The organism is Microbulbifer echini (genome assembly GCF_041447225.1).
GTDB lineage: Bacteria > Pseudomonadota > Gammaproteobacteria > Pseudomonadales > Cellvibrionaceae > Microbulbifer > Microbulbifer echini.
The window spans coordinates 146,747-170,449 of sequence record NZ_JBGMEL010000001.1; the positions used below are offsets into that span (position 1 = coordinate 146,747).

The 23,703-nt window shown below is 49.5% G+C and carries 19 protein-coding genes and 1 tRNA gene; 5 read left to right on the forward strand and 15 right to left on the reverse strand.

The genetic code is table 11. The annotated features are described in order from the left end of the window. The first annotated feature begins 302 nt into the window (after window positions 1-302). Complete coding sequence (locus tag ACCI51_RS00595; RefSeq protein WP_371842219.1) at window positions 303-1,301, forward strand: hypothetical protein; 999 nt, start codon at window positions 303-305, stop codon at window positions 1,299-1,301. Between the two features lie 137 nt (window positions 1,302-1,438). Continuing rightward, window positions 1,439-1,888, forward strand: a complete 450-nt coding sequence (locus ACCI51_RS00600) for a nuclear transport factor 2 family protein (RefSeq protein ID WP_371842220.1) — start codon at window positions 1,439-1,441, stop codon at window positions 1,886-1,888. A 162-nt stretch (window positions 1,889-2,050) separates the two neighbouring features. Here ACCI51_RS00600 and ACCI51_RS00605 read toward each other — a convergent pair whose 3' ends face one another. From ACCI51_RS00605 to ACCI51_RS00615, 3 genes are all read right to left on the reverse strand, one after another. Further along, on the reverse strand, window positions 2,051-4,474 hold the full coding sequence (locus tag ACCI51_RS00605) for a chitinase (RefSeq protein ID WP_371842221.1): 2,424 nt from the start codon (window positions 4,472-4,474) through the stop codon (window positions 2,051-2,053). Window positions 4,475-5,248: 774 nt separating this feature from the next. Next, window positions 5,249-5,770, reverse strand: coding sequence for a hypothetical protein (locus ACCI51_RS00610; RefSeq protein WP_371842222.1), 522 nt, complete (start codon window positions 5,768-5,770; stop codon window positions 5,249-5,251). Between the two features lie 137 nt (window positions 5,771-5,907). After that, a complete protein-coding gene (locus ACCI51_RS00615; RefSeq protein ID WP_371842223.1) occupies window positions 5,908-7,284 on the reverse strand; it encodes an MFS transporter in 1,377 nt (458 codons plus the stop codon). A 339-nt stretch (window positions 7,285-7,623) separates the two neighbouring features. Between ACCI51_RS00615 and ACCI51_RS00620 the strand changes: the two genes are divergently transcribed. Together ACCI51_RS00620 and ACCI51_RS00625 are read left to right on the forward strand one after the other, a co-directional pair. Further along, window positions 7,624-8,085 (forward strand): helix-turn-helix domain-containing protein, encoded by a 462-nt coding sequence (locus tag ACCI51_RS00620; protein WP_371842224.1) that lies wholly within the window; start codon window positions 7,624-7,626, stop codon window positions 8,083-8,085. Window positions 8,086-8,512: 427 nt separating this feature from the next. Then, window positions 8,513-9,574 (forward strand): FAD-dependent oxidoreductase, encoded by a 1,062-nt coding sequence (locus ACCI51_RS00625; RefSeq protein WP_371842225.1) that lies wholly within the window; start codon window positions 8,513-8,515, stop codon window positions 9,572-9,574. Window positions 9,575-9,632: 58 nt separating this feature from the next. Here the strand turns inward: ACCI51_RS00625 and cueO are convergent, their stop codons facing one another. The 10 genes from cueO to rlmE form a co-directional block, all read right to left on the reverse strand. After that, a complete protein-coding gene (cueO, locus tag ACCI51_RS00630) occupies window positions 9,633-11,204 on the reverse strand; it encodes a multicopper oxidase CueO (RefSeq protein WP_371842226.1) in 1,572 nt (523 codons plus the stop codon). Window positions 11,205-11,514: 310 nt separating this feature from the next. Continuing rightward, window positions 11,515-11,769 carry a hypothetical protein gene (locus ACCI51_RS00635; RefSeq protein ID WP_371842227.1) on the reverse strand — a complete coding sequence of 85 codons (255 nt, stop codon included), beginning with the start codon at window positions 11,767-11,769 and terminating at the stop codon, window positions 11,515-11,517. 34 nt (window positions 11,770-11,803) lie between these two features. Then, a complete protein-coding gene (locus ACCI51_RS00640; RefSeq protein WP_371842228.1) occupies window positions 11,804-14,029 on the reverse strand; it encodes a hypothetical protein in 2,226 nt (741 codons plus the stop codon). A gap of 373 nt (window positions 14,030-14,402) precedes the next feature. Then, window positions 14,403-14,488: transfer RNA gene (locus tag ACCI51_RS00645), tRNA-Leu, on the reverse strand. A gap of 7 nt (window positions 14,489-14,495) precedes the next feature. Beyond that, window positions 14,496-14,936, reverse strand: a complete 441-nt coding sequence (secG, locus tag ACCI51_RS00650) for a preprotein translocase subunit SecG (protein ID WP_299579324.1) — start codon at window positions 14,934-14,936, stop codon at window positions 14,496-14,498. Window positions 14,937-15,004: 68 nt separating this feature from the next. Then, the gene (gene tpiA / locus ACCI51_RS00655) at window positions 15,005-15,739 is read right to left on the reverse strand and encodes a triose-phosphate isomerase (RefSeq protein WP_371842229.1); all 735 of its coding nucleotides are present in this window, start codon (window positions 15,737-15,739) and stop codon (window positions 15,005-15,007) included. A gap of 130 nt (window positions 15,740-15,869) precedes the next feature. Further along, a complete protein-coding gene (gene glmM / locus ACCI51_RS00660) occupies window positions 15,870-17,222 on the reverse strand; it encodes a phosphoglucosamine mutase (protein WP_371842230.1) in 1,353 nt (450 codons plus the stop codon). Window positions 17,223-17,347: 125 nt separating this feature from the next. Beyond that, window positions 17,348-18,187 carry a dihydropteroate synthase gene (folP, locus tag ACCI51_RS00665; RefSeq protein WP_371842231.1) on the reverse strand — a complete coding sequence of 280 codons (840 nt, stop codon included), beginning with the start codon at window positions 18,185-18,187 and terminating at the stop codon, window positions 17,348-17,350. 97 nt (window positions 18,188-18,284) lie between these two features. Then, a complete protein-coding gene (gene ftsH, locus ACCI51_RS00670; RefSeq protein WP_299579336.1) occupies window positions 18,285-20,213 on the reverse strand; it encodes an ATP-dependent zinc metalloprotease FtsH in 1,929 nt (642 codons plus the stop codon). Window positions 20,214-20,389: 176 nt separating this feature from the next. After that, window positions 20,390-21,013 carry a 23S rRNA (uridine(2552)-2'-O)-methyltransferase RlmE gene (rlmE, locus tag ACCI51_RS00675; protein ID WP_371842232.1) on the reverse strand — a complete coding sequence of 208 codons (624 nt, stop codon included), beginning with the start codon at window positions 21,011-21,013 and terminating at the stop codon, window positions 20,390-20,392. 143 nt (window positions 21,014-21,156) lie between these two features. Between rlmE and yhbY the strand changes: the two genes are divergently transcribed. After that, window positions 21,157-21,459, forward strand: a complete 303-nt coding sequence (gene yhbY / locus ACCI51_RS00680; RefSeq protein ID WP_299579341.1) for a ribosome assembly RNA-binding protein YhbY — start codon at window positions 21,157-21,159, stop codon at window positions 21,457-21,459. Between the two features lie 44 nt (window positions 21,460-21,503). Here the strand turns inward: yhbY and ACCI51_RS00685 are convergent, their stop codons facing one another. Together ACCI51_RS00685 and ACCI51_RS00690 are read right to left on the reverse strand one after the other, a co-directional pair. Further along, entirely contained in the window at window positions 21,504-21,881 is a 378-nt protein-coding gene (locus ACCI51_RS00685) for a hypothetical protein (RefSeq protein WP_299579344.1), read from the reverse strand. 1 nt (window position 21,882) lies between these two features. Continuing rightward, window positions 21,883-23,505: a S41 family peptidase gene (locus ACCI51_RS00690; RefSeq protein ID WP_371842233.1), complete on the reverse strand. Its 1,623-nt coding sequence runs from the start codon at window positions 23,503-23,505 to the stop codon at window positions 21,883-21,885. Between the last annotated feature and the right edge of the window lie 198 nt (window positions 23,506-23,703).

A 23,703-nucleotide genomic window follows, 5' to 3' on the forward strand; every position in this document is an offset into this window, starting at 1 on the left:
AATCATTACCTGCTTTTTCGTTGGCAAATCCCAACACTGAAAACCAATACGCAACCGCATTTACGAATGCAGGCAGCCTATCTGTTAATTTTTAGTGGGCAGTAATTATCTTTCGACCACGGGCAATAAAAAAATAGATCCGCGCGCAGCATCTTCACGAAAGATACGACTAAAATCTACTGAACCATCCAGAAAAAAGAAAGCCATTACAGACAGCCTTCGATAGGGGTTTCGAATTACTCAGGGATTTTTGCTGTACGGGAGTATCCCATGAAAATATCGACCTTTCTTTCCACTACACAATGATTACCCTCAGCGGCGGTGCCTTCGCCGGCAATAATTTTGTAATCCTCAATCAATTTGGTGCCGACAATAGTTCCAGCGCCAACAACGCCGATTCTGATGTGAATAATAGCTTGATTGTGCAAACCCAGGTGGGCACAACTAACAACAGTGAGACCTTCCAGGAGAACAGCACGGCTAGCAGTATCAATACAGTACAGTTTGGGGATGGCAACCAAGTCAACGCGGGCCAAGGTACGACCAATGACAGCAGCAATTCTGTATTCCAGGTTGGAACGTCTAACAATGCCAATGCACAACAGGTGGTTGTGAATTCCAGTAATCAGTCAACCCTGCAAGTTGGCGAGCAGAATGCCGCGGGATTCCTACAGGAAAACACCAGTAGCAGCAGCAATATCGTGACCGTGCAGTTTTTGACCTCGAAAAGCAGCGCCAATACACTGCAGGTGGGTGCGGATAACAGTGGCCGTGTGGACCAGCTGGATAGCACCTCCGCCGCGGGCTCGCTTATCCACCTTGGCAACAATAATTTTGCAAAAATTTCCCAGCTCGATAGTAATGCCGATACCTTCAGCATACTACAGAGCGGGGCACAAAACTCCGCCGAGACTACCCAGACCTTCAGCGCTTCCAACTCGGTTTTTATCACCCAGATTGGCATGCTGAACTCCGCCACCAACAATCAGAATCTCTCCCAGGCCGGCAGCCAAAATACCATTACAACTCAGCAATTTGGATTGGACGTGGAGCTTTCAGCCCGGCAGGCGGGTTCAGGGAATACAGCCAGCCTTCAGCAAGATGGATCCTTACTCTTGACCACCTCCGTACAACTGGGCAGCCTCAATGAAGCAAACCTCAGCCAAAATGGATTTCGTAACACTCTGACAGCCCTACAAATCGGTTCAGGCCACTACAAGCAGGCCACTCAGACCGGCTCGGATCACACCTCTTTTACCGTCCAGATTGGCGAGCGTAATTGGGCGACGGTTCTTCAATAGCCTCTCTTAACTGCCTCCCCTGCCCCACAAGCAGTGGGGGCGGTGAATGGAGGATAGGCCAGGAACCCGCTATTCTTGTGTCGATCCAGTTTTGGAAACTCAGGAGCAGCGAACCTAAAAGTGACCCAAATTAATCCTTGGCTTTTTATTTCAACAACCCACATTTTTTAACACAACAGAGAGCAGGACATATGCTCGAGAAAAAATTTGTAGAAGAGGTGTTTAACTCGCTACAAACCGACCCCCAGCCCTTTCTTGAGCGGGTCGCCGATAATGTGCGCTGGACTGTTAAAGGCACCCATAAGATGGCTGGAATATACAATTCAAAGAAAGAATTGGTCGAGCGCGCCTTCCAGGGAATGGGCAAGATGCTTAAGGAGGGCAAGGTGATGATGGAAGTCAAGCGGATATTCGTTGATGGGGATTATGCAATCGCGGAAATGGAGGGAATCTGTACCGCACTCAATGGCAAACGTTACAACAATACCTACTGCTGGATTGTTAAATTTGAAAAAGGTCTTATCACTGAAGCTACGGCCTATGTTGATTCCGCTTTAATTCAGCAAATTTTAGATGAGAATTCATAACTTGACAGATTCCCTCACCCTCAAATAATTCCTTAAGCTTATCAGGCACACAGGGGATGAATAATTACCTGTAAAAAAGCCCCACAATAATTGTTATTGCCGGGCTCAATACGCAAGGTGGAGCCGCACTTTTGCAGCCCCTACGCTTTAATGAATCACCTCTTAGTTCTGGTAGTCGATAGTCATATCGAAGTTACCTTCCACACACTTGGCGTAGTCGCCTTCATTCAGTGCAGAGTAGGCGGTTTGATAGTTCACCAACTGACAGGCGAAGCTCTCGTTATTGGGGTTTTCAGTAGACCAGCCCCAATCTTTATCCCAATAAATATTCAGGGAGGCGGAACCGCCGGTCTCAAATTGCCCCATGTTGGCACAGCCCAATTCTTCACCTGCTGGAATATCCACACCCAGGTACTCGGTAAAACTCTTGTAGTAATCCATGCGGTACTGCGAACGATAATCTTCGGAACCCTTACTACATTCGATCGCGCCATTGATGATATTGGTGGTAACGCCAAATCCTGGGGTCAGATTGTTAGCCAGATCGACACTGTTAGGCTCCCAGGTACCATCCACTACATGCAACATACTGGGCTTGGGCGGCTGCGGATAGACAAAGAAGAAGATGGCACTGGCCAGGTTCAGCCAGGTATCCGCAACCAACTCGGGGTTTTCCAGCAAGGTGTAAATATCACCGTACATAGCCTGGGAGAAAGGGCCGTAGTTATAGTTCCAGCTGAGCTGCTTGGAGCCCCGACCAAAGTAGCTCTTGTAACCGCCATCGGCATTGATGGCACAGGGCCATACATCCGCCGCCCAGCTACTGCCGGAATCACAGGCACCGTAACCACCTGAGGTTTCCTCGGTCCAACCGATCTCGCGTATCCAGTACAGGCCCTGACGCCATTCCGGTTCATCCCAGGCTGCCGCGTGGGCGCCGGTTTCCTGGCCGAAGTGGGCAAACATCACAGCCAATGCTTTGCGGCAGATCCCATCGGAATCACGGCCATCGGTGTATTCACCACAGAAAGCGGGAAACTTGGCCACCGCGCGCAGGAAGTTGGTGTAGGTGTAGTCTTCGGCGCGCAGTGGGAACAGATACTCCCAGGTCTCCTCGGTAATAATGCTCTCGACACGCTGCACGTTTTCCGGGTTGGCATTGCGACCGGACTGAACCGCTTCTACGATAGCGTTATTGCGAGTCTCCACAGTGTCCTTGACTTCTTGAAGAAGTGAATCAGTAGTGCGAGCACCCTCCTCCGCTTTTAACTCACTTAGCCCCATCACATGGTCACTGATGGACGCACAGCCGGTTTGGTTGATAGTGACTTCGGCCACGTCACTGGCTGCCGTGGCATCGGTGGCGGTGAGCTGGAAAGTGTAGATTACATCGCTGTATACCTCAGACAACACGGCCTGGGTGGAACTGCCCACGTAGCTGGAAAGCTTGATGGAGGGGCCGCTAGTCTGGCTCCAGATATAGCTCATACCACTGCCACCGGTGGACTGGGAGCCGTCCAGGGTGATATTGCCGGAACACCCTACATTGTTGGCGGAAGTAGAAATCACCGCATTCACAGCGCCACCAGAATTGTCGTTATCACCAGAGTCCTCGGCGCCACCATCCAGCGCGAGGTTCTGTACCGTTACCTGGGCCTCTTCTGTACTCTCACCATCGCTGACAATCAGGCTGAAGACATAGCTCACATCATAGGTGCTGGCTGGCAGGGTAACAGACGTGGAGGCGCTCGTGGCCGCGGCAATATCCGCTTGCGGAGAGCTCGGGGAGAGTTGTGCCCAGCTATAGCTGAGGGCGCTGTCGCCACCGGAAACGCTAGCACTCAACTGGACGGGGCCACCACCGGTCAGTTGGACTTGCGAAGTGGAAACACGGAGGGATATCAGTGTGTCGCCGTTGTCTCCGTTGTCTCCGTTGTCTCCGTTGTCTCCGTTGTCTCCGTTGTCTCCGTTGTCTCCGTTGTCTCCGTTGTCTCCGTTGTCTCCGTTGTCTCCGCCATTATCACCACTGTTACTGCCATCGTCGGCACAACCACTGGCTTCTTGAAGAATCCAGGGAGAATCCCAAGTGTTTTGCGCACTCAGGGCATCAGAGGGTAGCTGGTCGGCATTTGCCCACCACTGCGCCACAAAAATATCGCCGGCATAACAGACCTCGCTACCTTTACGGTAGCTCTGACCAGACTGATAAACGGCTGCATCGCTGGAACCACTATTACCGGAGTCTCTGTTCTCACCGGAATTGTCCGAGTCTGAGCCATCACTATCGCTGTTATTATCTGAATCACCATTACTGGCACTGTCTTCGCTGGAACCATTACAGGCTCCAGCCTCCTCCACAATCCAGGGAGAATCCCAGGTATTTTCCGCCGTCAGAGCCTCGGCCGGGCGCTGTTGAGCAGTAGCCCACCACTGAGTTCTAAAAAGGTCACCGCCGTAGCAAACTTGACTACCGGCACGGTACTGCTGGCCGTCCACATAATCTTCAGCAGGCTGATTAGCTGACGCACCCTGGGCACCGATTATCAATGCCGAAGCAATGGCTGTTCGAATAAAAAGATGGTTCATAGAATCTCCGATAGTCGTTTTTAGGGTTCTATTAAAAACGTAATTTATGTAATGAGATGCCACAGCCAGGCTGCCGCAATGACAGAAACAATCGACCAGGAGTTAGCGTAAATAATCTGCAACAATTTTTTTTAAAAACAGGAAGCGTGACTCAATCGTCTGATTTTCGATATCGAGCCTATATTACTGACAGGAAAATATCCCGCCCCCACTTTTACTCTTATAGAGCACAGAAAACTGTACCGATTAATATATTTCACAAACCCTTAAAATTGCTCTGCGCCTTGTAGCCAACACCCCATACAAGCACTGCAGATTCGATAGAACCAAGATATATTGGTTCCCAACGGGAAAAACAATTCTTTACAAAACCATAGGGCAGCACAGCACAAAATACCCTAAAATTCACCCGCAGAGAATTAAACAACCGGATAATTCAACCTCCCAGGATAAACACACACCCAAAGAACAAAAAAATAGAATTGTATTTTTTGCACAAACACACAAGCATAAAAATCTGCCATAATTCCGCCTACACAAAAACTCAAACTTGAGAAAGCCGAAGTTAAAATTGCATATTTCTTTCACATTCCTGCTTTAACCTTTAATGTGAAACACCGAACGGCATCACCGAAAACCCGATACAAGAAGGCGAACCTCCATAACGCCCTCTTGGCCACTTCCCTCAAATAAATACCCCCGGCCTTTTGGTTTACCAGTAACTCCCTGCAGGAATTGAAGCTTTCAACCTATCAACCAGCAACCAAACCGGCTCTACTCTGCATACGACTCAAATTGTCGCAATCTGCCCAACCGTTTTTCTCTGGAAAAGTCACAGCTGGTCAAACGAAACATCAGGCTGTAATCAGACATACAGCGGGTATCGTGTATATCTCCAGGCAAGAAGGCTCGACAGTCACCGGGGTGCATTATGTCCGCACCACGACTCAGCAATTGCGCTTCAGTATTCGTCTCGGAAAGCAGGCCGTAAGTGGCCATTTGCACCTGGCCAAACTGAAGTGCATAAAATACCCAACCATCACCATGATTGTGTGGAACGCGATATAACCCCTGTGTTTCCACATGGGCGAGCAACGTAAATCCCCACTTAGGATCCCGGTACAACTCCTTGGATATTGACCGCTCTTTATGAAGATCAGCCAACCAGGTTTCTGAACGATTGGTTGCCGCCAGGCGTTCCAGCGTCGCCCGGCAACGGATAATGGTTTGCGAATTTAATCCATCCCAATGTTCTTTTAACTCTGCGATACATTGATCGAGGGAAGTATCTTCCATTCTCTTTTCCTCTTTTTCCTGTCGAAAACTACACTAATGAAACAGTGTCTTGACTCACTGACAGGTCCAAGGTACTACTTAAAGTCAACTTTAAGTCAACAGAAATGAGGCAAGGTCACGGAGAAGAATACTAAAAATTACGATGTGTGATTTTTAAAGCGGCTCAAGAGAATGGACAAACCCTGGGCTACAAATGCCGTTAGGAGAAACAAAAGGGCCAGAGCGTATACACGATTTAGGCCTTGCACCACCAAACCATAATCAGAGGTAGAGACTTGGGGGAAATCTGCAACACTCGCAAACACCATACTCATCAATGCCGCCCCGGTTAATAATCCCAAGTTTCTAAAGAGGTTGAGTAAACCAGAAATACTACCGCGTACCTGCTCTCCCGCATTACTCATGGTGAAGGCGTTATTTGCAGACAGGTAAGTACCATAACCCACAGCCATAGTGGCTGTGCATAACAGGTAACCACCAACGCCGTGGCTAACCCGTAAATAGACCATACCCAGGGCACCAAGTATTAGACATAACAGGCCAAATAGCACCGTAGCACGAGACTTAAAACGATCTACAATGCGACCAGTAACCGTCGAGCAAATTGCAACCGTAAAAGATCCTGCGGACATCACGAAACCAGCCAGTGAGAAATCAAGACCAAGGGCCAGGGTCAGATAAAACGGGCCGACAACCAGAGAACTCATTACCGATGCCGCGACCAGGAAATTAGTGCCTAAGTTAATAGTGAGGGGGTAGTGTGTGAAAGCTAGCGCAATTGGCGATACTCTGTGCCCTTTAAACCGAAGCCTCCAAAGTAACCACAGGGACACACCTGCGAATACAATGCTAACGATATTTAAAAGCCCATAATAGTCATTCACTGGCTTGATCGACAGAGTATAAAAAAGCGTTGCAGAGAAAATGCAGAATGCCGAGAGTATATTCAATGCTCTAGCACCCTTGGGCGAATTGGCCCCGGTGCGGTCATCCGGCAAATACTTTAAACCCAAAAAATATATTAATATACCCAGTGGCACCTGTATCAGGAAGATCGCCTGCCAGCTAGCGATCTCTAACAGGAGCCCTCCAAGAACCGGTCCGCTGCCAGTACCAAGGGCAGAGACACTGCCCAGTAGCCCCACAGCTCTACCCAGGCGGGATTTTGGTAGGACATCACTGGCAATCGCCATGGCCACCCCCGTAGACATTGCCGCGCCAATCCCCTGAAGCGCCCTGAACAAAACCAGCATCCAAATATTTTGAGAAAAGACGCAAAGCAGGTTCGCCAGGGTAAAAATCAGTACACCATGAATAAAGATCTTCTTGCGCCCCACCTGGTCACTAGCCCGACCGGCAACCGCCAGAGCAGCGGTTAAAAAAATCATGAAGGCAACAATAACCCACTGTGCCCGGCTATAAGTGGTTTGCAAGCCTGCCACTAACTCCGGTAGTGCCATATTGACACTGCTCACGGCCAAAGCATTGAGCAAAGTGGCCAGACAGAGTGCCACTAGCACTCCCCGTATCGAGGCCCCATCAGTAGTGGAGCGGCTGGAAGACTTGAAAAACCGTTTTATGGCAAACATAAGATCCACATATTTTCTCACCACTATTCCCCGGTGGTAAGTACAGGCGCAGAGTCAAGGAGGTTCTCAAACCTGGGCCAAACATGGCCCAGTAGCCGCCTCACTTATGCGGGGCAAGTATATCCTCAACGATGGTGTCGAGGTCTACGCTAACCGGGGAATACTATGGGCGCGCCCAGGCTTTCACTGCCCTGCAGAGAAAGCTTGCCAGGAAGAGCCGTGAAAACTAGGATACAACTTCAAGTCTGCTTGAGGTCAATACAGATGGGTAATCGACAGGAAATGGATATTCGCGAGGTATCGAAGCGCACAGGGCTTCCGTCTTCGACTCTACGATATTATGAAGAAAAAGGCCTTATCCAATCGATTAGTAGGCGTGGGATCACCAGAGTTTTTCCTGCCAGCGTATTAGAGCAGCTTTCCCTGATCTCCCTAGCACGTTATGCCGGTTTCTCCCTCGATGAGATTGCCAATTTATTCACTTACAGCGGCAAACCCAATATCGACCGAGAGCAACTCCTCGACAAGGCCGATGCACTGGACAAGAACATCCGCCGCCTGGAAGCCATGCGCGATGGCCTGAGGCATGTGGCCAACTGCCCGGAAGAAAATCAATTGGAGTGCGCAAACTTTCAGAACCTAATCAAAAAGGCCATGAAACTGCAACACAAGGAAGAGCGTAAGGGGACATCGGTCAAGCTGAGAAAAAACCCGAAAAATAAATAACATCTGACAACCAACCTGATACTTTCTCTTGGCAGAGCAACCCTCCCCTTCGATAGCCCGATTTTACACGATTTAAAAATAGACCTGGGCCATGAGTGGCGTACCCTAAAGTCATCAAGCATATCCCCAAATAAACCCAAGCGCGCGGGCTCTACAGCGGTCCGTCATCGATAAAAAATGAACACCATGCATCTAAGTGTTTATGCACTGATCTTGCATCTTTTAAGTACTCATAAATCAGTGTTTCTCCATCGCCAAAAACGTAGTCCTGACTACACTTTTTTGGCTATCCTGTAGATAATAGATCTGCTATTAAGAATGGTATTTTGTGAAGAAATAACTAGGGAGTACTCAAACCTAGGATCTTCGCCGATAACTCCCTATACTGTACTACTGTTTTGATAGGCTGGGAGAACGTCCGGTCTTTATGAAAATACTAATTGTCGGTGCGGGACCAACTGGTCTCACCCTTGCCATAGAGTTAGCCCGTCGAAATCTAATCGCCAAGGTTATAGACAGGCGAGATAGTGCCTCAACATTAAGCAGAGCTGTTGGTATTACTTCCCGCAGCCTTGAGATTTTATCCCACTCGGGAGTTTCGGAGAGACTAATCAAAGAGGGCATACCAATTCAAAGTGCCTGTCTTTACCAGGGCAATCATCTCGCTCTATCCCTGCCGCTACACTCTGATTCATCTTATTTTCCGACCATTTTGGGGCTCCCTCAGGATCGCACAGAGAAAATTTTAGCGGACTCACTGTCTTCCATGGGAGTAACGGTAGAGTATCAGGTCGCACTCAATAAGTTCCAAGAGGAAGGGCAATCCGTTGTGACTCTATCCTCTAACGGTAAGGAAGAAGAGTTCGATCTTATTATCGGTGCCGATGGTATTCACAGTACGGTACGTAAAAATGCCAATATTCCCTACTATGGATTTGATTTACCTGAACAGTGGTCGATAGCCGACGTAGAACTTGATGGTTGGCCTTATCCACAAACATTTACGCTGGTACAGGTAAAACCCGGAATAGTGGTGGTTTCAGTGCCTATAGGCAAAAATCGCTATCGTTTTGTGGGAAACTGCGAAAAGGTTTTAGAAGCCTTTCCCATGCCGCTGAAGATACAAACGGTTCACCGCGAGGGTGTTTTTAAAATTTCTGTGCGCCAAGCAAAGTATTTCTCTAAAGGTAGAGTATTCCTGGCAGGAGATGCTGCACACTGCCATTCACCGGTTGGAGGCAGAGGAATGAATTTGGGTATTGCAGATGCCGCTCAGTTAGCCAAATGCATCATCGAGAATAATTTAGATCAGTATTCTCCAATCCGCCAAAGAGAAGACAAAAGGGTGATTGATATTACCGAGCACGCCCGAAAATTAGTTACGGCAAAGTCAGTCGTTGCTCGAATAGCATTTAGCACAATTTTGGCCGCAGCAAACCATCTGCCCCTTATAAAAAGAAAGATCAGTCAGTTTGTTGTTGAGTTCTAACCCGTTTGTTATTACGTATTTAATACAATTTCAATATACAAAATAAATTAATAGCGATTTATGGCACACTAAATTCTGTCATCATTCCTGAATCCTCGTGCTCGAGTACATGACAGTGCACCATATAGGGCATATCCGGCATTGCCTCCAGAGGGAAGCGCACATAAATTTCTGCATCACCGGCGTTGGAGATGGGTACTGTATCTTTCCAGCCACGCATATACGCCGGTGGCATGGCCCCATTAAGTTTCAATAGCCGAAATTGGCAACCATGAATATGCACCGGATGCAACATAGCATCATTACCTTCCGATATGTGCCAGCGCAAATATTTACTGATAGGCGCCTTGAAACCTGGCTCAGTAAATGAAAAAGAGACTCCATTAATTCCGTTGGCGGTGAGCCGTGCTTTCAGAGGCATTGCCGGTCCCTCGGTAATCAACTTCAGTACTCTATCGACAACTACCGGATCAGTCTTCCCTGTATCCACCATTTTTTCCAGGCCTGTTGCATCGATCAGTTTATCGGCGATCTTTCGGCGATTCATCTGCATAATCAGGCGCTGACTAATAGGTGGCAGGGTCTCCGGTATTTCCGGCAAAGGCACCAACTCTTCAGGGAGGGTACCCTGCCCCTCAGTGTTATTGGGCACCACGCTCAAAAAATTCACCGGACCATCAAAAGGCGGCAAACGCATCACCGGTTGCGGTACCGGCAGGGTTATAAAATCGAACGGCTTACCATCGCGAGCATCCACCATCACTTCGTAGCGTTCGCCTGCGGCAATCGGTAATGCTTTCACAGGTACCGGCTCCGGTAAAAACCCCCCATCGGTGGCAATCACATAGAGAACCCTTTGATCTCTGGTAGAAATACGGTAATTGCGCCCATTGGAGCCATCCAGGATTCTAAAACGCAACCAACCCTTAGGCGGTTTTACCACCGGGTTTATTACTCCATTGGTAAGTAGACAGTCCCCACAGTAACCGGCAGCAACGGTAATCTCATTAAAGCGATGAAAAAAACTGCCATCTTGATTAAAGCGTCGATCCTGAATGATCACCGGAATATCATCCACACCCCAACGCTTGGGTAACGGTAGAGCGTCGCTGTTTTCATCATCAATAATAATCAGCCCCGCCAGTCCTTTGAGCACCAGTTCAGCCGTAGTGGGGTACAAGTGCGGATGAAACCAAAGCGTGGCCGCCGGCTGAATAATTGGTAATTTAACCGTCCAGGTCTGGCCGGGTTTGATAGGCATATAGGGCCCACCATCAGCATGTCCAGGAACAATCAAACCATGCCAGTGTGCCGTTACATTCTGAGTTAATTGATTGTGCACATTAGCAATTACTGTCTCACCTTTACGCAAGCGTAGGGCCGGACCAAGAAAAGGCCCGTTGAAGCCATAAGTGGGGGTTGTCTTACCCGGCAAGAAGGTCTGCTGGCCGGATTTCACCATTAGACTGATTTTTCCGGCGTTATCCGCCTTCAATTCCGGCGGGATTGGCAGCTGAGGCCTCGCAATGGAACCCCCAGCACCGATAGATTGTGCTCGCGATGATTCGCTCACCAACATAGATGCCGCCAGTGCGCCCAGGCAGAATTCGCGCCGCGATAAACGAGACATCAATATCACCTCTTTTTGAGCCCAGGGATGGCATATCCGGCCTAGTAACAACGATTTCGGCTCGAGTGTCCTATAAACTTGCCCAAGCCATTAGGCAGCATAGCCCCTGTACCAGAAAAAATGGCGCAAAGGCTGATATTCCAAGCCAAATAGCCAAAGTACAGCTGGGTTATCGGAATTCTTATACCGTTATTTAACTTTGAGGCGAAGGCAACACTATTACCACTATTTAGTGGTGGGAATAATACAGAAAAATAAAATCAGATAAAAAAGGCCCTCATGGGGCCTTTAAAACTAAAACTTCTTATTATCAATAAGAGTATTCCATTGTTTGACTAACAACTTTTTCAGTATTTACTTCAATGTTTCTTCCTGTACTCATTTGCTGAACAACAACTGTCGATAAAGCCACAGCAAATGTCTTTGCCTCAGGAGCAGCTTCGGCATCTTCTGAGGCCTCACCTGTTTTAGCTTTACTCCCCGATGACCCGCCGCCACAAGCAGCCAAAGTCACTATAAAAAATAATAAAACGAAAAACTTAAAAAAATTCCACTCATACTTCATAGCGCTAGCCCATTTATTTATTAGTTGACAGGATTTAGAATTGATAAGTGACAACAAATCTAGTTTCACCGATTGGTAGTTGATATGGAGTATCAAAATTAATAACTAAAGATCCATCATCTTCTGAATAATAACCATCCGCCACATAGTAAGATGTATTAATACCATTACTTACATTGCTATCACGATAAACTCTTACCTTTCCAATATCTCCAACTTCATTAAGATCTCCTCCAGCCTGTATCGCTAATGCACTGACCAGCGCATCTACAGAGTCGCTCTCTATAACAAAGGACAAAACAACTTGTTCTCCGTCTTCCCTCTTGAATTTGGTTACCGGAAGAGAGTCTGCCTCTACACTGATGACTGGCATAGCAGACCCAGCAACTGCAACGGCACCCGGATCAACAACAATACCATTTTCTTTTCTATCCGCATCATTTGGCCCGCCATCCTTAATTGTTAACTGTAAACAAAAGTGCCCCTCTGTTAACCCAGGCTTATAACTGCTATCGCCAGGAGTCGGGCATTCACCTAACTGACCAGGCGCAGAGGCAATTGAATTTTCTGTATCTTCGACAAAATCAACCCAACCCACTCCTTGTTGATATTTCAGGTAACGTGCACTAGGAAGGATTGCAGCAGTCAAAGGAATAACGACGTCAGTGACCCCAGCCACTTCTATATCACGCACTATGAAATCAAAAATACCATGTAAAAATTTATAACTATTTTGGGTCGACAAATTTTCCCCAAAATTACTATCGATATCTTCATGAGTAACCTCACTCATGGCCTTCCCCGCAGTATATGCACTATCGCCCAATGCAAGAGAGGTCCCCTGGGTACTTTGCATCTGTGCTCCAGTAGCACTGGATAGTAGGAGATTTTTAGCCCCCCGCTTATCTTTATAATCCGCTATTCGATCTTTATCTAAATCTTTTACGCCTTCCACAAAGTCACTAAGACCATCGCCATCTGTATCTTGACTGTCACTTAACTGAGGGAGAGATTCTTCTACCCGGATAAATATATTGGAACTTGCCCAACCCCCACTCGAGTGAGTAACGGTCAGATTAACCTCATAGGAGCCGCTTAGCCCCACCGGATCAAAGGAAAAGTGGTTTTCGTTTAAGCCATTGCTAGGGACCAAATTGTTACTAGACCAGCTATAACTATGACCATCATCTCTTTCGTGATCAAAGTGTTCTATCCCTATGGATACCTCTCCACCATCAGAATAAACCACAGCGGTAGGAGCGCCATTCTGGAAGAGAGTAGTGCTATAGGTTGGAGTTATCTCAAGGCTAGCTGGAATCCCTGTAGCTGAACCGCTCTCGGGGATTGTAATGGTGATGCCATCAGCAGAGGAATCAATACCACCACCTTCGAAAGTTACAGTACCAGAGCCATCAATAGCTCCATCATGTGGAATAACAATTACACCACCATTCACACTACCGGAAAAATCCCCCCCCAAATTTGGCCGGCCGATAGCAACGTCGTTAACATCATTTATTACAAATACATCGGGGGAAGAAATCAGCTCTCCAAGTTCAAATACACCTGTGTTCAGATTAGATGCCCCTATTAGATACCCATCAGAGCAATTACTGGCTGTTAGCGTTACATTGGCTGTTAAAGTTGCACTTCCCTCACTTGTATCATTCATACTACAAGCCTCTACGAGGTCATCCTGACCATCGGTAAGCATTAGATTACTACCTATAAGTACCGCACTATCTCCAGTAAAAATAGTTATATTTAGGTAAACATTTTGAACAGTTGCGCCTCTTAATGCACCAGCAAGAAATATGTAATTAGCCTCTGGAAACTCAAATACCCCATCAACTTTCCAAATAAGATTGGAAATCGAGTAATTATTTCCTTCCAACATCGCAGTAAACGGATTTTCTGAACTTCCTAGAGGTTCCCAACCTGCCCCACCATTCCAATAAGTATCATCCTCGTCAAAAGCCCCATCACCATTCGTGTCAAAGTCCAGATTACGACTCAACTCAAAGCCTCGACAACCACTGGAAGGGCAGCCGGTGCTGACTCCATAAAGCGAAGCCCCATTAAGGTTATTGCGAATTTCATTGAGGTCTGCAAGATCATTAATTTCTATCAGACCATCATTATCAATGTCGAAGTCGGTACGATCACTATCAGACAGAGCGACTGTAGATTGGAGTAAAAGGGAGAAACCCAGTAGGTTTTTATAAAAAACTCTCTTTGAAAACAAGTTACGCGATACCATATTCAATTTCCTATCCTAAGGCCATTCCGCCAAAGTACTCCTTTATTAAAGATGCCTCTACGGTCAACCCTTACTTAAGTATCTTTCAAAAATTTGGACGCCAGGGGCTAGTATCCAATTAGCCCCATAGACTATCAACTTACATTCCTAGTCTTAGCATTACACCGAATTACAAAGATGTACTCTCTAGTAAGATCTATTGGGCAGGATAAAATACTATTCAAAGAGTGGAAGAAAAACTGAGGATTTATTTCCAGCAGGGGGAGCTTTAATAAGCAGTTTTTTATGTGAAAAAAGGAATTACAAAAACAAACAAAAAAGCCCCGCACAGCGGGGCTTTTTATATTACTTCAGATTCCTGAAGACTTTGATGTGGTGCCCAGGGCGGGACTTGAACCCGCACGAGCATAGCTCACTACCCCCTCAAGATAGCGTGTCTACCAATTCCACCACCTGGGCAAAAATCTTACTGTTGTTCCTGCGTATCATTTTCCTGATCAGCTGCGGGCTCTGGGGCATCGCTGCTGTCAGCTGGAGCCTGGGGAACATCTCCGGCTTCCAAGTCTGCTTCTAGTTGCGGGATATCGCTTTGGATTTCAGGCAACTCACTTGCCGGTCCAATTTGCTCTACTGCAGCAGGTACTTGCGGCAGATTAGGATCAATGTTGGTATCGGCGTTTTGACGAGCCAAGAAGGCCAGTCCCAAACTGGTGACGAAGAATACCGTCGCCAAAATTGCTGTCAAGCGGGAAAAGAAATTTCCTCCACCTTGACTACCAAAAACAGTCTGAGAGGCACCTGAACCAAAGGAGGCACCGGCCTCTGCACCCTTGCCCTGCTGCATCAAAATCAGGCCAATAATACCCAGTGCAATCAGAACATGTATACCTAAAACAATTTTTTCCATTTTCTGGAAACTCTCTACCAGGGTTGAATCAACCCGTTTTCAGTATTCCCTAATCCGCTCGCTGTATATTAACCAGCAGCGCGGCAAATTGCGGCGAACTCTTTCGCATCTAGCGAAGCACCACCAACAAGGGCACCGTCAATATCAGCCTGCGCAAAGAGTGCGCTGGCATTAGCGGATTTTACACTACCGCCATACAAAATCTGTACTTCGGCACCGGCTTCGCCGAGCTCTGCACGGATAAACCGATGCACGCTCTGTGCCTCTTCCGGTGTCGCAGTTTTACCCGTACCAATAGCCCAGACGGGCTCATAGGCCACTACTGAGTGCTTCCAGGCATCACCTTCAATGATGTCACTCACAGCCTTAAGCTGTGCAGCAATCACGTCAAGGGTACGCTCCTGTTCGCGCTCTTCCAGACTCTCTCCCACACACAGGATAGGAATGAGACCAGCCTCTTGGGCGGCAACATATTTTTTTGCAACCAGCTCACTCGTCTCAGCATAAAGACTGCGACGTTCGGAATGCCCCACTATCACGTAGCGGACATTCCAATCGAGCAACATATCTGCGGAGACCTCACCAGTAAAAGCCCCGCTGGACTCCTGGCTGAGGTTTTGCGCCCCCAGACTAAGAGCACTTTTATCCTCTACTCCCTGAGCGACCAGGGATAGATAAGGAAACGGCGGACATACCACAACTTCTGAGGCTAAGGCTTCCAAGTTGAGATCACTAAAAAAACGTTCGGCAAACGTTTTGCTGCCGTTCATCTTCCAGTTAGCTGCTACCAGCGGTGTTCGCATGTGTGCTCCTTCAAGGGGCGCAAATCTTAGCGATATTGCCGCCAACATACAACCAAAAATATACGAGTTTGTTTTCGCCCCTATCAATAGACATTGAAGGCTATCTTTCCAATCTGGCCTGGAAAAGGATTTAGCTATCCCCAACCCTTTGCACTACGGAGGAGATTTTCTGTGCCAGCTGTTCTACTTGGGTGCTGTCCACACCTTCCACCATAACTCGAATCAGTGGTTCAGTCCCAGAGGGGCGCAATAGTACTCGGCCACGGTCTGCGAGCTGAAGTTCGGCGTCGGCCACTGCCGCAATGACCTCGGGGTGATCGAGTATACCATCACGGCGCCCCAGTCGCACATTAATCATGTGCTGGGGAAGCATTTTCATACGCGCCTTTAGTTGATGTAAGGGCTGCTCAAATTCCGATAGGGCACGCAACACTTGGAGCGCAGCAACAATACCGTCACCAGTCGTGGAAGCATCTGCACAGATAATATGGCCAGAAGACTCCCCACCCAACATCCATTCATTTGCACTCATTTTTTCAAGGACATAGCGATCGCCAACCTTGGCGCGCTCAAATGGGATATTGCGCTCACGCAGGGCCAGCTCAAAACCGTAATTGCTCATCAGTGTGCCGACGATACCCTTGCAGCCACCGAGGTATTCATGCTGGTGCAGACCGATAATAAAGAGCAACTGGTCGCCATCGACAAGCTCGCCATTGCTGTCCACGAATACAACCCTGTCGCCATCGCCATCGAAAGCGATCCCCAAGTCCGCATCCTGTTCCAGCACCGCGCGCTGTAGCTGCTTAGGGTTGGTGGACCCGCATTCCAGGTTAATATTCAGTCCGTCGGGGTTCACGCTCAGGGCGGTGACCTCCGCACCGAGTTCGCGGAAAACTTTAGGAGCGACATGATAGGTGGCCCCATTTGCGCAATCCAGAACGATTTTGAGGCCTGATAGGGAGAAGTTCCAGGGGGTGGAGGCCTTACTGAATTCGATATAGCGCGAGGCGGCATCATCAATTCGATAAGCCTTGCCAAGGTTTTTGGCCGCTTCCATCGGCAGATCCAGTGCCGCCTCTATCTCGCGCTCCACCTCGTCTGGGAGCTTGTAACCCTCTGAGCAAAAAAACTTGATGCCATTATCATGAAAAGGATTATGAGAAGCACTGATAACTATTCCCGCGCGAGCGTGGAAAGTGCGCGTCAGGTAGGCAATGGCAGGGGTAGGCATAGGGCCCAGCAAGCCCACATCCACTCCTGCATAGATCAAGCCTGCCTCCAGTGCCGCCTCGAACATATAGCCAGAAACACGGGTGTCCTTGCCAATCAAAATATAGGGGCGACTAGATCGCTTACCCGTTGCCATCTTCCCCAGTACCTTGCCGGTGGCATAACCCAGCCGCAACATAAAATCCGGGGTTATGGCACCCTCCCCAACATGTCCACGAATACCATCAGTGCCAAAGTACTTTCTTTCCATAATTCTTCCTTTCCGTCAGCCAGCCCATCGAACAGCTCGCTAATTTACCCACGTATAATTTGTCAAATGTCGCCAAGGTGGCCTCAGCCCCCTCAAAAACATACGTGATCTAGAGGGTTACACCTTTATTCACCCACCATTTGCTGCAAGCGCAAAACATCCGCAGTCTCCGCAACATCGTGGACCCGCAGAATCTTTGCCCCCCGCTGGGCCGCCAACATGGCGAGTGCCAGACTGCCAGGCAGTCGCTCACTCACCTCTCTGCCCAACAGGCGACCAATCATGGACTTCCGCGAGAGACCCACCAATATAGGTATATCCAGTGATCCCAGCTGCGATAAATCGCGCAATAGCGCCAGGTTGTGTGCATCCGTCTTTCCGAAACCAAAGCCAGGGTCCACTATCAAGCGCCCACGCCCAATCCCCTGAGCCTCACAGGCCTCAATGCGCCCAGCCAGATAGCTGGCGATCTCTGCCACAACCTGCTCATACACAGGGGCACTCTGCATTGTGCCCGGCTGGCCCTGCATATGCATAAGACAAACCGGTAAGCCTGTGAGCGCGGCGGCTTCAAGAGCGCCGTCACGCTCCAACGCACGCACATCATTGATAAGACCGACACCAGATACAGCCGCCTCTCGCATCACAATGGGTGTGCTGGTATCAACCGAAACAACGACATCAAGGTTTGCACAAATCGCCTCCACAACAGGCAACACTCGATCGAGCTCCTCCTGCTCAGAAACTGGAGAGGCGCCTGGTCGAGTGGACTCGCCCCCCACGTCAATGATTGCAGCACCTTCGCCGAGCATTTGCTCAGCCCGACGCAGAACCAGCGATAAGCCCAGGCGGCCGCCTTGATAGTAGCTACCACCATCGGAAAAGGAATCCGGCGTGGTATTCAGGACCCCCATTACAATAGGGGAAGAGAGATCCAGGGTGTGTTTTCCACAAATCATTTTCATGGGCAGAGATAAAAAAACGGAATGCCGGATCGGACTGGACTGGAGCCATCCCGACCGGCATTCCGTTTGTTATGACCTTTAAATTTATCGCTATGGATTAGTGTTCGTTTAACGGACCACCAACCGGGCTACTCTTGTCGGCCTCGGTAGAGGCTTCAGAGGTATCAGTCTTGTCCGTTTCACCGGTGGAACTGTTACCGCCAGAGTCAAAATTGTTGTCCTCCCAGTCTTTGGGTTGACGCACCTTGCGGCGGGCCATCAGATCGTCGACCTGTTCGGCATCCAGGGTTTCGTATTCCATGAGGGCATCTTTCATAGCCTCAAGGATATCCCGGTTTTCCTCCAACAATTTACTCGCGCGCTCGTAACAGATGTCAATAATGCGTCGAACTTCCTCATCTATTTCATTGGAAGTTTTGCCAGATACCGGATTACCTTGCCCCGGCTGGCCGCTGTCATCTTCGCCATAGTGCAGCGGCCCCAATTTTTCCGAGAGGCCCCACTTGGTCACCATGCTTCGCGCCAAATCGGTGGCTCGCTCAATATCATTGGAAGCCCCGGTTGTGACGCCGTCAATACCCAGAGTCATTTCTTCAGCGATACGACCGCCAAACAGAGAACACAGCTGGGACTCAATGGCTCGCTTGGAGAGGCTGTACTTATCCTCTTCGGGCAGGAACTGGGTGACGCCCAGGGCTCGGCCACGAGGAATGATGGTAACTTTGTGTACTGGATCATGCTCTGGCACCAGGCGGCCAATAATCGCATGGCCGGCCTCGTGATAGGCGGTATTCACCTTTTCCTTCTCGTTCATAACCATGGACTTGCGCTCGGCGCCCATCATGATCTTATCGCGGGCGCGCTCAAACTCTTCCATAGTCACTGTGCGCCTGTTGGCGCGGGCAGCAAATAGGGCCGCCTCATTTACCAGGTTGGCCAGATCGGCACCGGAGAAGCCAGGGGTACCTCTAGCGATAGTCTGGGCATTCACCTTATCGTCCAGAGGCACTTTGCGCATATGCACTTTGAGAATTTGCTCGCGGCCGCGAATATCTGGCAGACCGACAAATACCTGGCGGTCAAAACGTCCTGGGCGCAATAATGCATGGTCGAGCACATCCGGGCGGTTAGTGGCGGCGATCACGATCACACCTTCATTACCCTCGAAACCGTCCATCTCAACCAGCAACTGGTTCAGGGTCTGCTCACGCTCATCGTGGCCACCGCCGACACCGGCACCACGATGGCGACCCACCGCATCGATTTCATCGATAAAGATAATGCAGGGAGCCTGCTTCTTGGCCTGGTCGAACATATCCCGCACACGGGAAGCGCCCACACCGACAAACATCTCAACAAAGTCGGAGCCGGAGATAGAGAAGAAAGGCACTTTCGCCTCGCCGGCAATGGCTTTGGCCAGCAGGGTCTTACCGGTACCGGGAGGCCCACACATCAGCACACCACGTGGGATATTGCCCCCCAGGCGCTGGAATTTGGTCGGGTCGCGCAAGAACTCCACCAGCTCCTGCACCTCTTCCTTAGCTTCATCCACACCCGCCACATCGGCAAAAGTGGTTTTAATCTGGTCTTCACCGAGCAGGCGAGCCTTACTCTTACCGAAGGCCATGGGCCCTGAACGGCCACCGGCTCCACCCTGCATCTGACGCATAAAGAACATGAAAACGGCAATAATAATCAGAATCGGGAAGCTCGCCACCAGTAGTTGCTGCCAGATACTGGGAGATTCCGGTTCACGTCCAACAAACTCGGTACCGCTACGCACCAGCTCATTGGTCAGCTCATCGTCGATAATCTGCGGCTGGATAGTTTTGAAACGGTTGCCATCGGCCTTTTCTCCGGTGATCACCAGACCGTCCACAACCACATTTTTCACCTGCCCCGACTGCACATCCTGAACAAAGTCGGAATAGCTGAGAGCCTCATCCCGCGACTGTGGTTTGAAATTCTGAAACACCATCAGCAGCACCGCCGCGATGATCAACCACAGTACAAGGTTTTTTGCCATATCATTCAAAGGGATAGCCCTCTCGCTTTCGCACTCAAAATCCGTTCATTCAGCTGTGCCGACCCCATCCATACCCGATCAATCCAGTATAGAAGTAGGAAGCAACAGCCCTGCCGCCCAACGCTGGTATCGCTTATACCATATCGAGCGCGCCGACTAGAAATACGCCGTAATACCTAACCGCCTTTGTAGCCTCTTGCCACCAGATAGACCTCGCGAGAGCGGGGCCTGGAGGCGCCAGGTTTCCGGGTTACAACACTGCTATAGCTACCGCGGAGATCGCGGATCAGCTCGTCGAACCCCTCCCCCTGGAAGACTTTGGCGACAAAGGCACCGCCGGGTTTCAAAACCTGCCGAGCCATATCTACAGCCAGTTCCACCAAGTACATGGAGGCGGGTTGATCAACGTCGCGTATTCCACTCATATTGGGGGCCATATCGGAAATCACAAGGTCTGCCATTCCATCACCGAGGCACTGCAGTAACTCACTGAGCACTGACTCCTCGGTAAAGTCACCTTGCACGAAGTCCACACCGGCCAGGGGGTCCATTGGCAATATGTCAGACGCCAAAACCCGGCCTTTGTGCCCCACCAGTTCCATGGCGACCTGAGACCAGCCCCCTGGAGCCGCGCCCAGGTCGACAACGGTCATGCCCGGCTTGAATAAGCGGTCCTTATTTTGCAGCTCCTGCAGCTTATAGCTCGCACGGGAGCGGTATCCCTCTTTTTGGGACTGTTTGACGTAATGGTCATTAAAATGTTCACGCAGCCAGCGGTGGCTGCTCTTAGATCGGCCCATCGGGTACAATGCCTACAATCACTACAGCTTAATTGTAAGAGCGGCCACGGGCCGCGATCGGGTTTGCCGGACAAATACTGGCGACGATCGCGGCCCGTGGCCGCTCCCACATCGAAATCCACAAAGTGGTAATGGAGTATTGTATGCCTTTAACCGCCGACCGCAAAAAAGCGCTTCGCTCGCTCGGTCACAACCTCAAACCTGTCGTGACCATAGCCGGCAATGGGCTGAGCGAGGGGGTGATGGAAGAACTGAACCGCGCGCTCGAAGACCACGAGCTGATTAAGGTCAAATTAATGATCGCCGACCGCGAAGTCCGCCACCAGATAGTGGGGGAGCTCTGCGAGAAGTCTTCCTCAGAGTTGATCCAGGAAATCGGCAAGATCGCCTTGATATACCGCGCGGCGCAGAAGCCGGATGTTAAGAAGTCTAACTTATTGCGTTGAGACAATAGGGGAGCGGTTTTATACCTCTCCCCTCAGACCAATTCTCAGTCTTGGCCCGCTGGAACACACTTGGCCTCCAGCGCCCAGCGCGGACCATCCGGCAAGCGTACTAACCAGCAGCGCTCGCCTTGCAAAAAGAGCTCAAATTTAATTGGCCGGCCCATATCACGGCCAATTAAACCCATCTGCCGCGGTGTTTTGTCAAAGACAAGCTGGCTACTTTCTAAAAACACATTGGGGCTAAGAGTGATTTCCATCCCTCCCATTGCCTCAGAAACAATACGCTGTATCTCGTTTCGACTCTGAGGCCCCGCCTCGGCAAGCAGCGCTGGCTGCAGCAACCCAACAGAGGGCTGCTGAGCCCCACAGCCACTGGCAATAAAAGCTACGAAAAGTAAGCTGGCCCGACTAAGCACTTTCATACTATTTCCCCATGAGTCGGCTGCTGCGATAAATGGGCTTTGGCACACGCACACCGGATTCCAACGGCTGTTTACTTACGCCGGAGTCGGAAAAGGCTTTTACCTCTAAGTTTCCACACTCTCCCGTTTCGATATAGTTGAGGGCCGTAGCAAAACGGGCTTCATCGGTATCCCCCAAGAAATGCTCAAAGTCGTCCCCTACCTCACAGCCGGGTAAATTCGCACCGCCCATCGGAGTACCACCAGGGAAGAATCCATCGGTGTATTCGCCAAAGCCTTTAGCGTTTGAACCGGCAAACTGAATGGAAAAATAGGTGGTGCCACAATTATCCAGAGGATAGTAACCATAGGGTTTACCACAGGTAGCCCCGCCAATCTGGATTACCTCGATATCAATTCCACGCAATCCATTGATAATAGATTCACTGGCTGAGCAGGTATTTTCACCCGTCAATACAAAAAGGCGCGGCAGGTTCAGTGTTGGCAGCGACTGCCCCTCAAGGGATTTATCCGTAATACCCTGTGCTTTACTATAAAAAGGCACCGGATCAAGCGGCTTTCCCTCAAACGGGTTAATCTCTGGGTGCTTGTCATTGAAACGGGTATATTCAAACGGGCGACCGATACTCGCATCGCCGGCGATCATATAAGCCACTTCAGCGGCCAAATCTAAATAACCACCCCGGTTGTAACGAAGATCCAAAACAAGCTCATCAATATTTTGCGGTGCAAGCCCTTCGATCGCAGTTTTCAGCTGACCTTCCGCCCTGCCGAGGTGGTCATTAAACAGGATATAGCCCACTTTATGGCCAGAGTTTGTGGTATCAATTTTTACGTATTGTACCGGATCTGAGTTCACCAACTTAGAAACCAGAGTGACCTCCACAGTTTCTGTGGCCCCTAACGGCAACATTTTGAATACATGCGCCTCATTTTCTTCTACGGGCCACATACCATTATTTAAGGTATCGACGTCTTCGCCATAAGCGAGGTCGACACCATCCACACTGATAAGCTCTGCACCACGGGTGAGCCATTCCGGTAATTTATTATCCTCATCGTCCCTCTCATAATCGAGATAGGCAACCACCGCCTTGCGCGGCAATTCATCTCGCTTAGAAAGCAAGCCCCATTGGATTCCGTATCCAATCTGCTTCTCTGTCTGTAATATTTCAGTTGACTCTGCAAAATGGTAACTGTCTTTGGCCTTGCCTGAAGGGGTAATAGCGGTTGTTTTTAGCAGGTCAAAATAAGCCAGGGAGTCAGAATAATCGGCAGGATTCCTATCTTCAATTTCATCGTACCAAAGATAGTACTCATGACTCATTGAGCGCAGCCAGTTGTTCTCATCCTCGCGCGTTCCCAGCTGATCGATATATTCATAGCCGGTACCTGGATTGATGCCTGTTCTTGGCGATACACATCGGCCCATAAAGGTAGTAGACGGCAGAAAATTGCCTTTGACCCAGGTACCCTGAGTTTCTTCTTCTGCAGAAGTATCATCGCCACCCCCTCCACCGCCACCGCCACCGCCACCGCCACCGCCACCGCCACAAGCCGCAAGGCTAAGCACACCTATTGCAATCAAGCCCTGTTTGGCAATTTCGCGAAAACGGGTCCCCATTCCCAAGCTCCTAAATATTTTTTATTGATAACGATTAAGGCTGGAAGATTATCACTATCGATAGAGGCGGGCGATAGTCAAAGTGAGTTGAAAAGAATATACCCATCAAAAAAGCAAACGGGCCAAAAGTGCTTAACGCCAATCTGGCACAAGCGCCCCAAGCCCGCATCGAAAAACCACCTGACAATTGATCGTCAG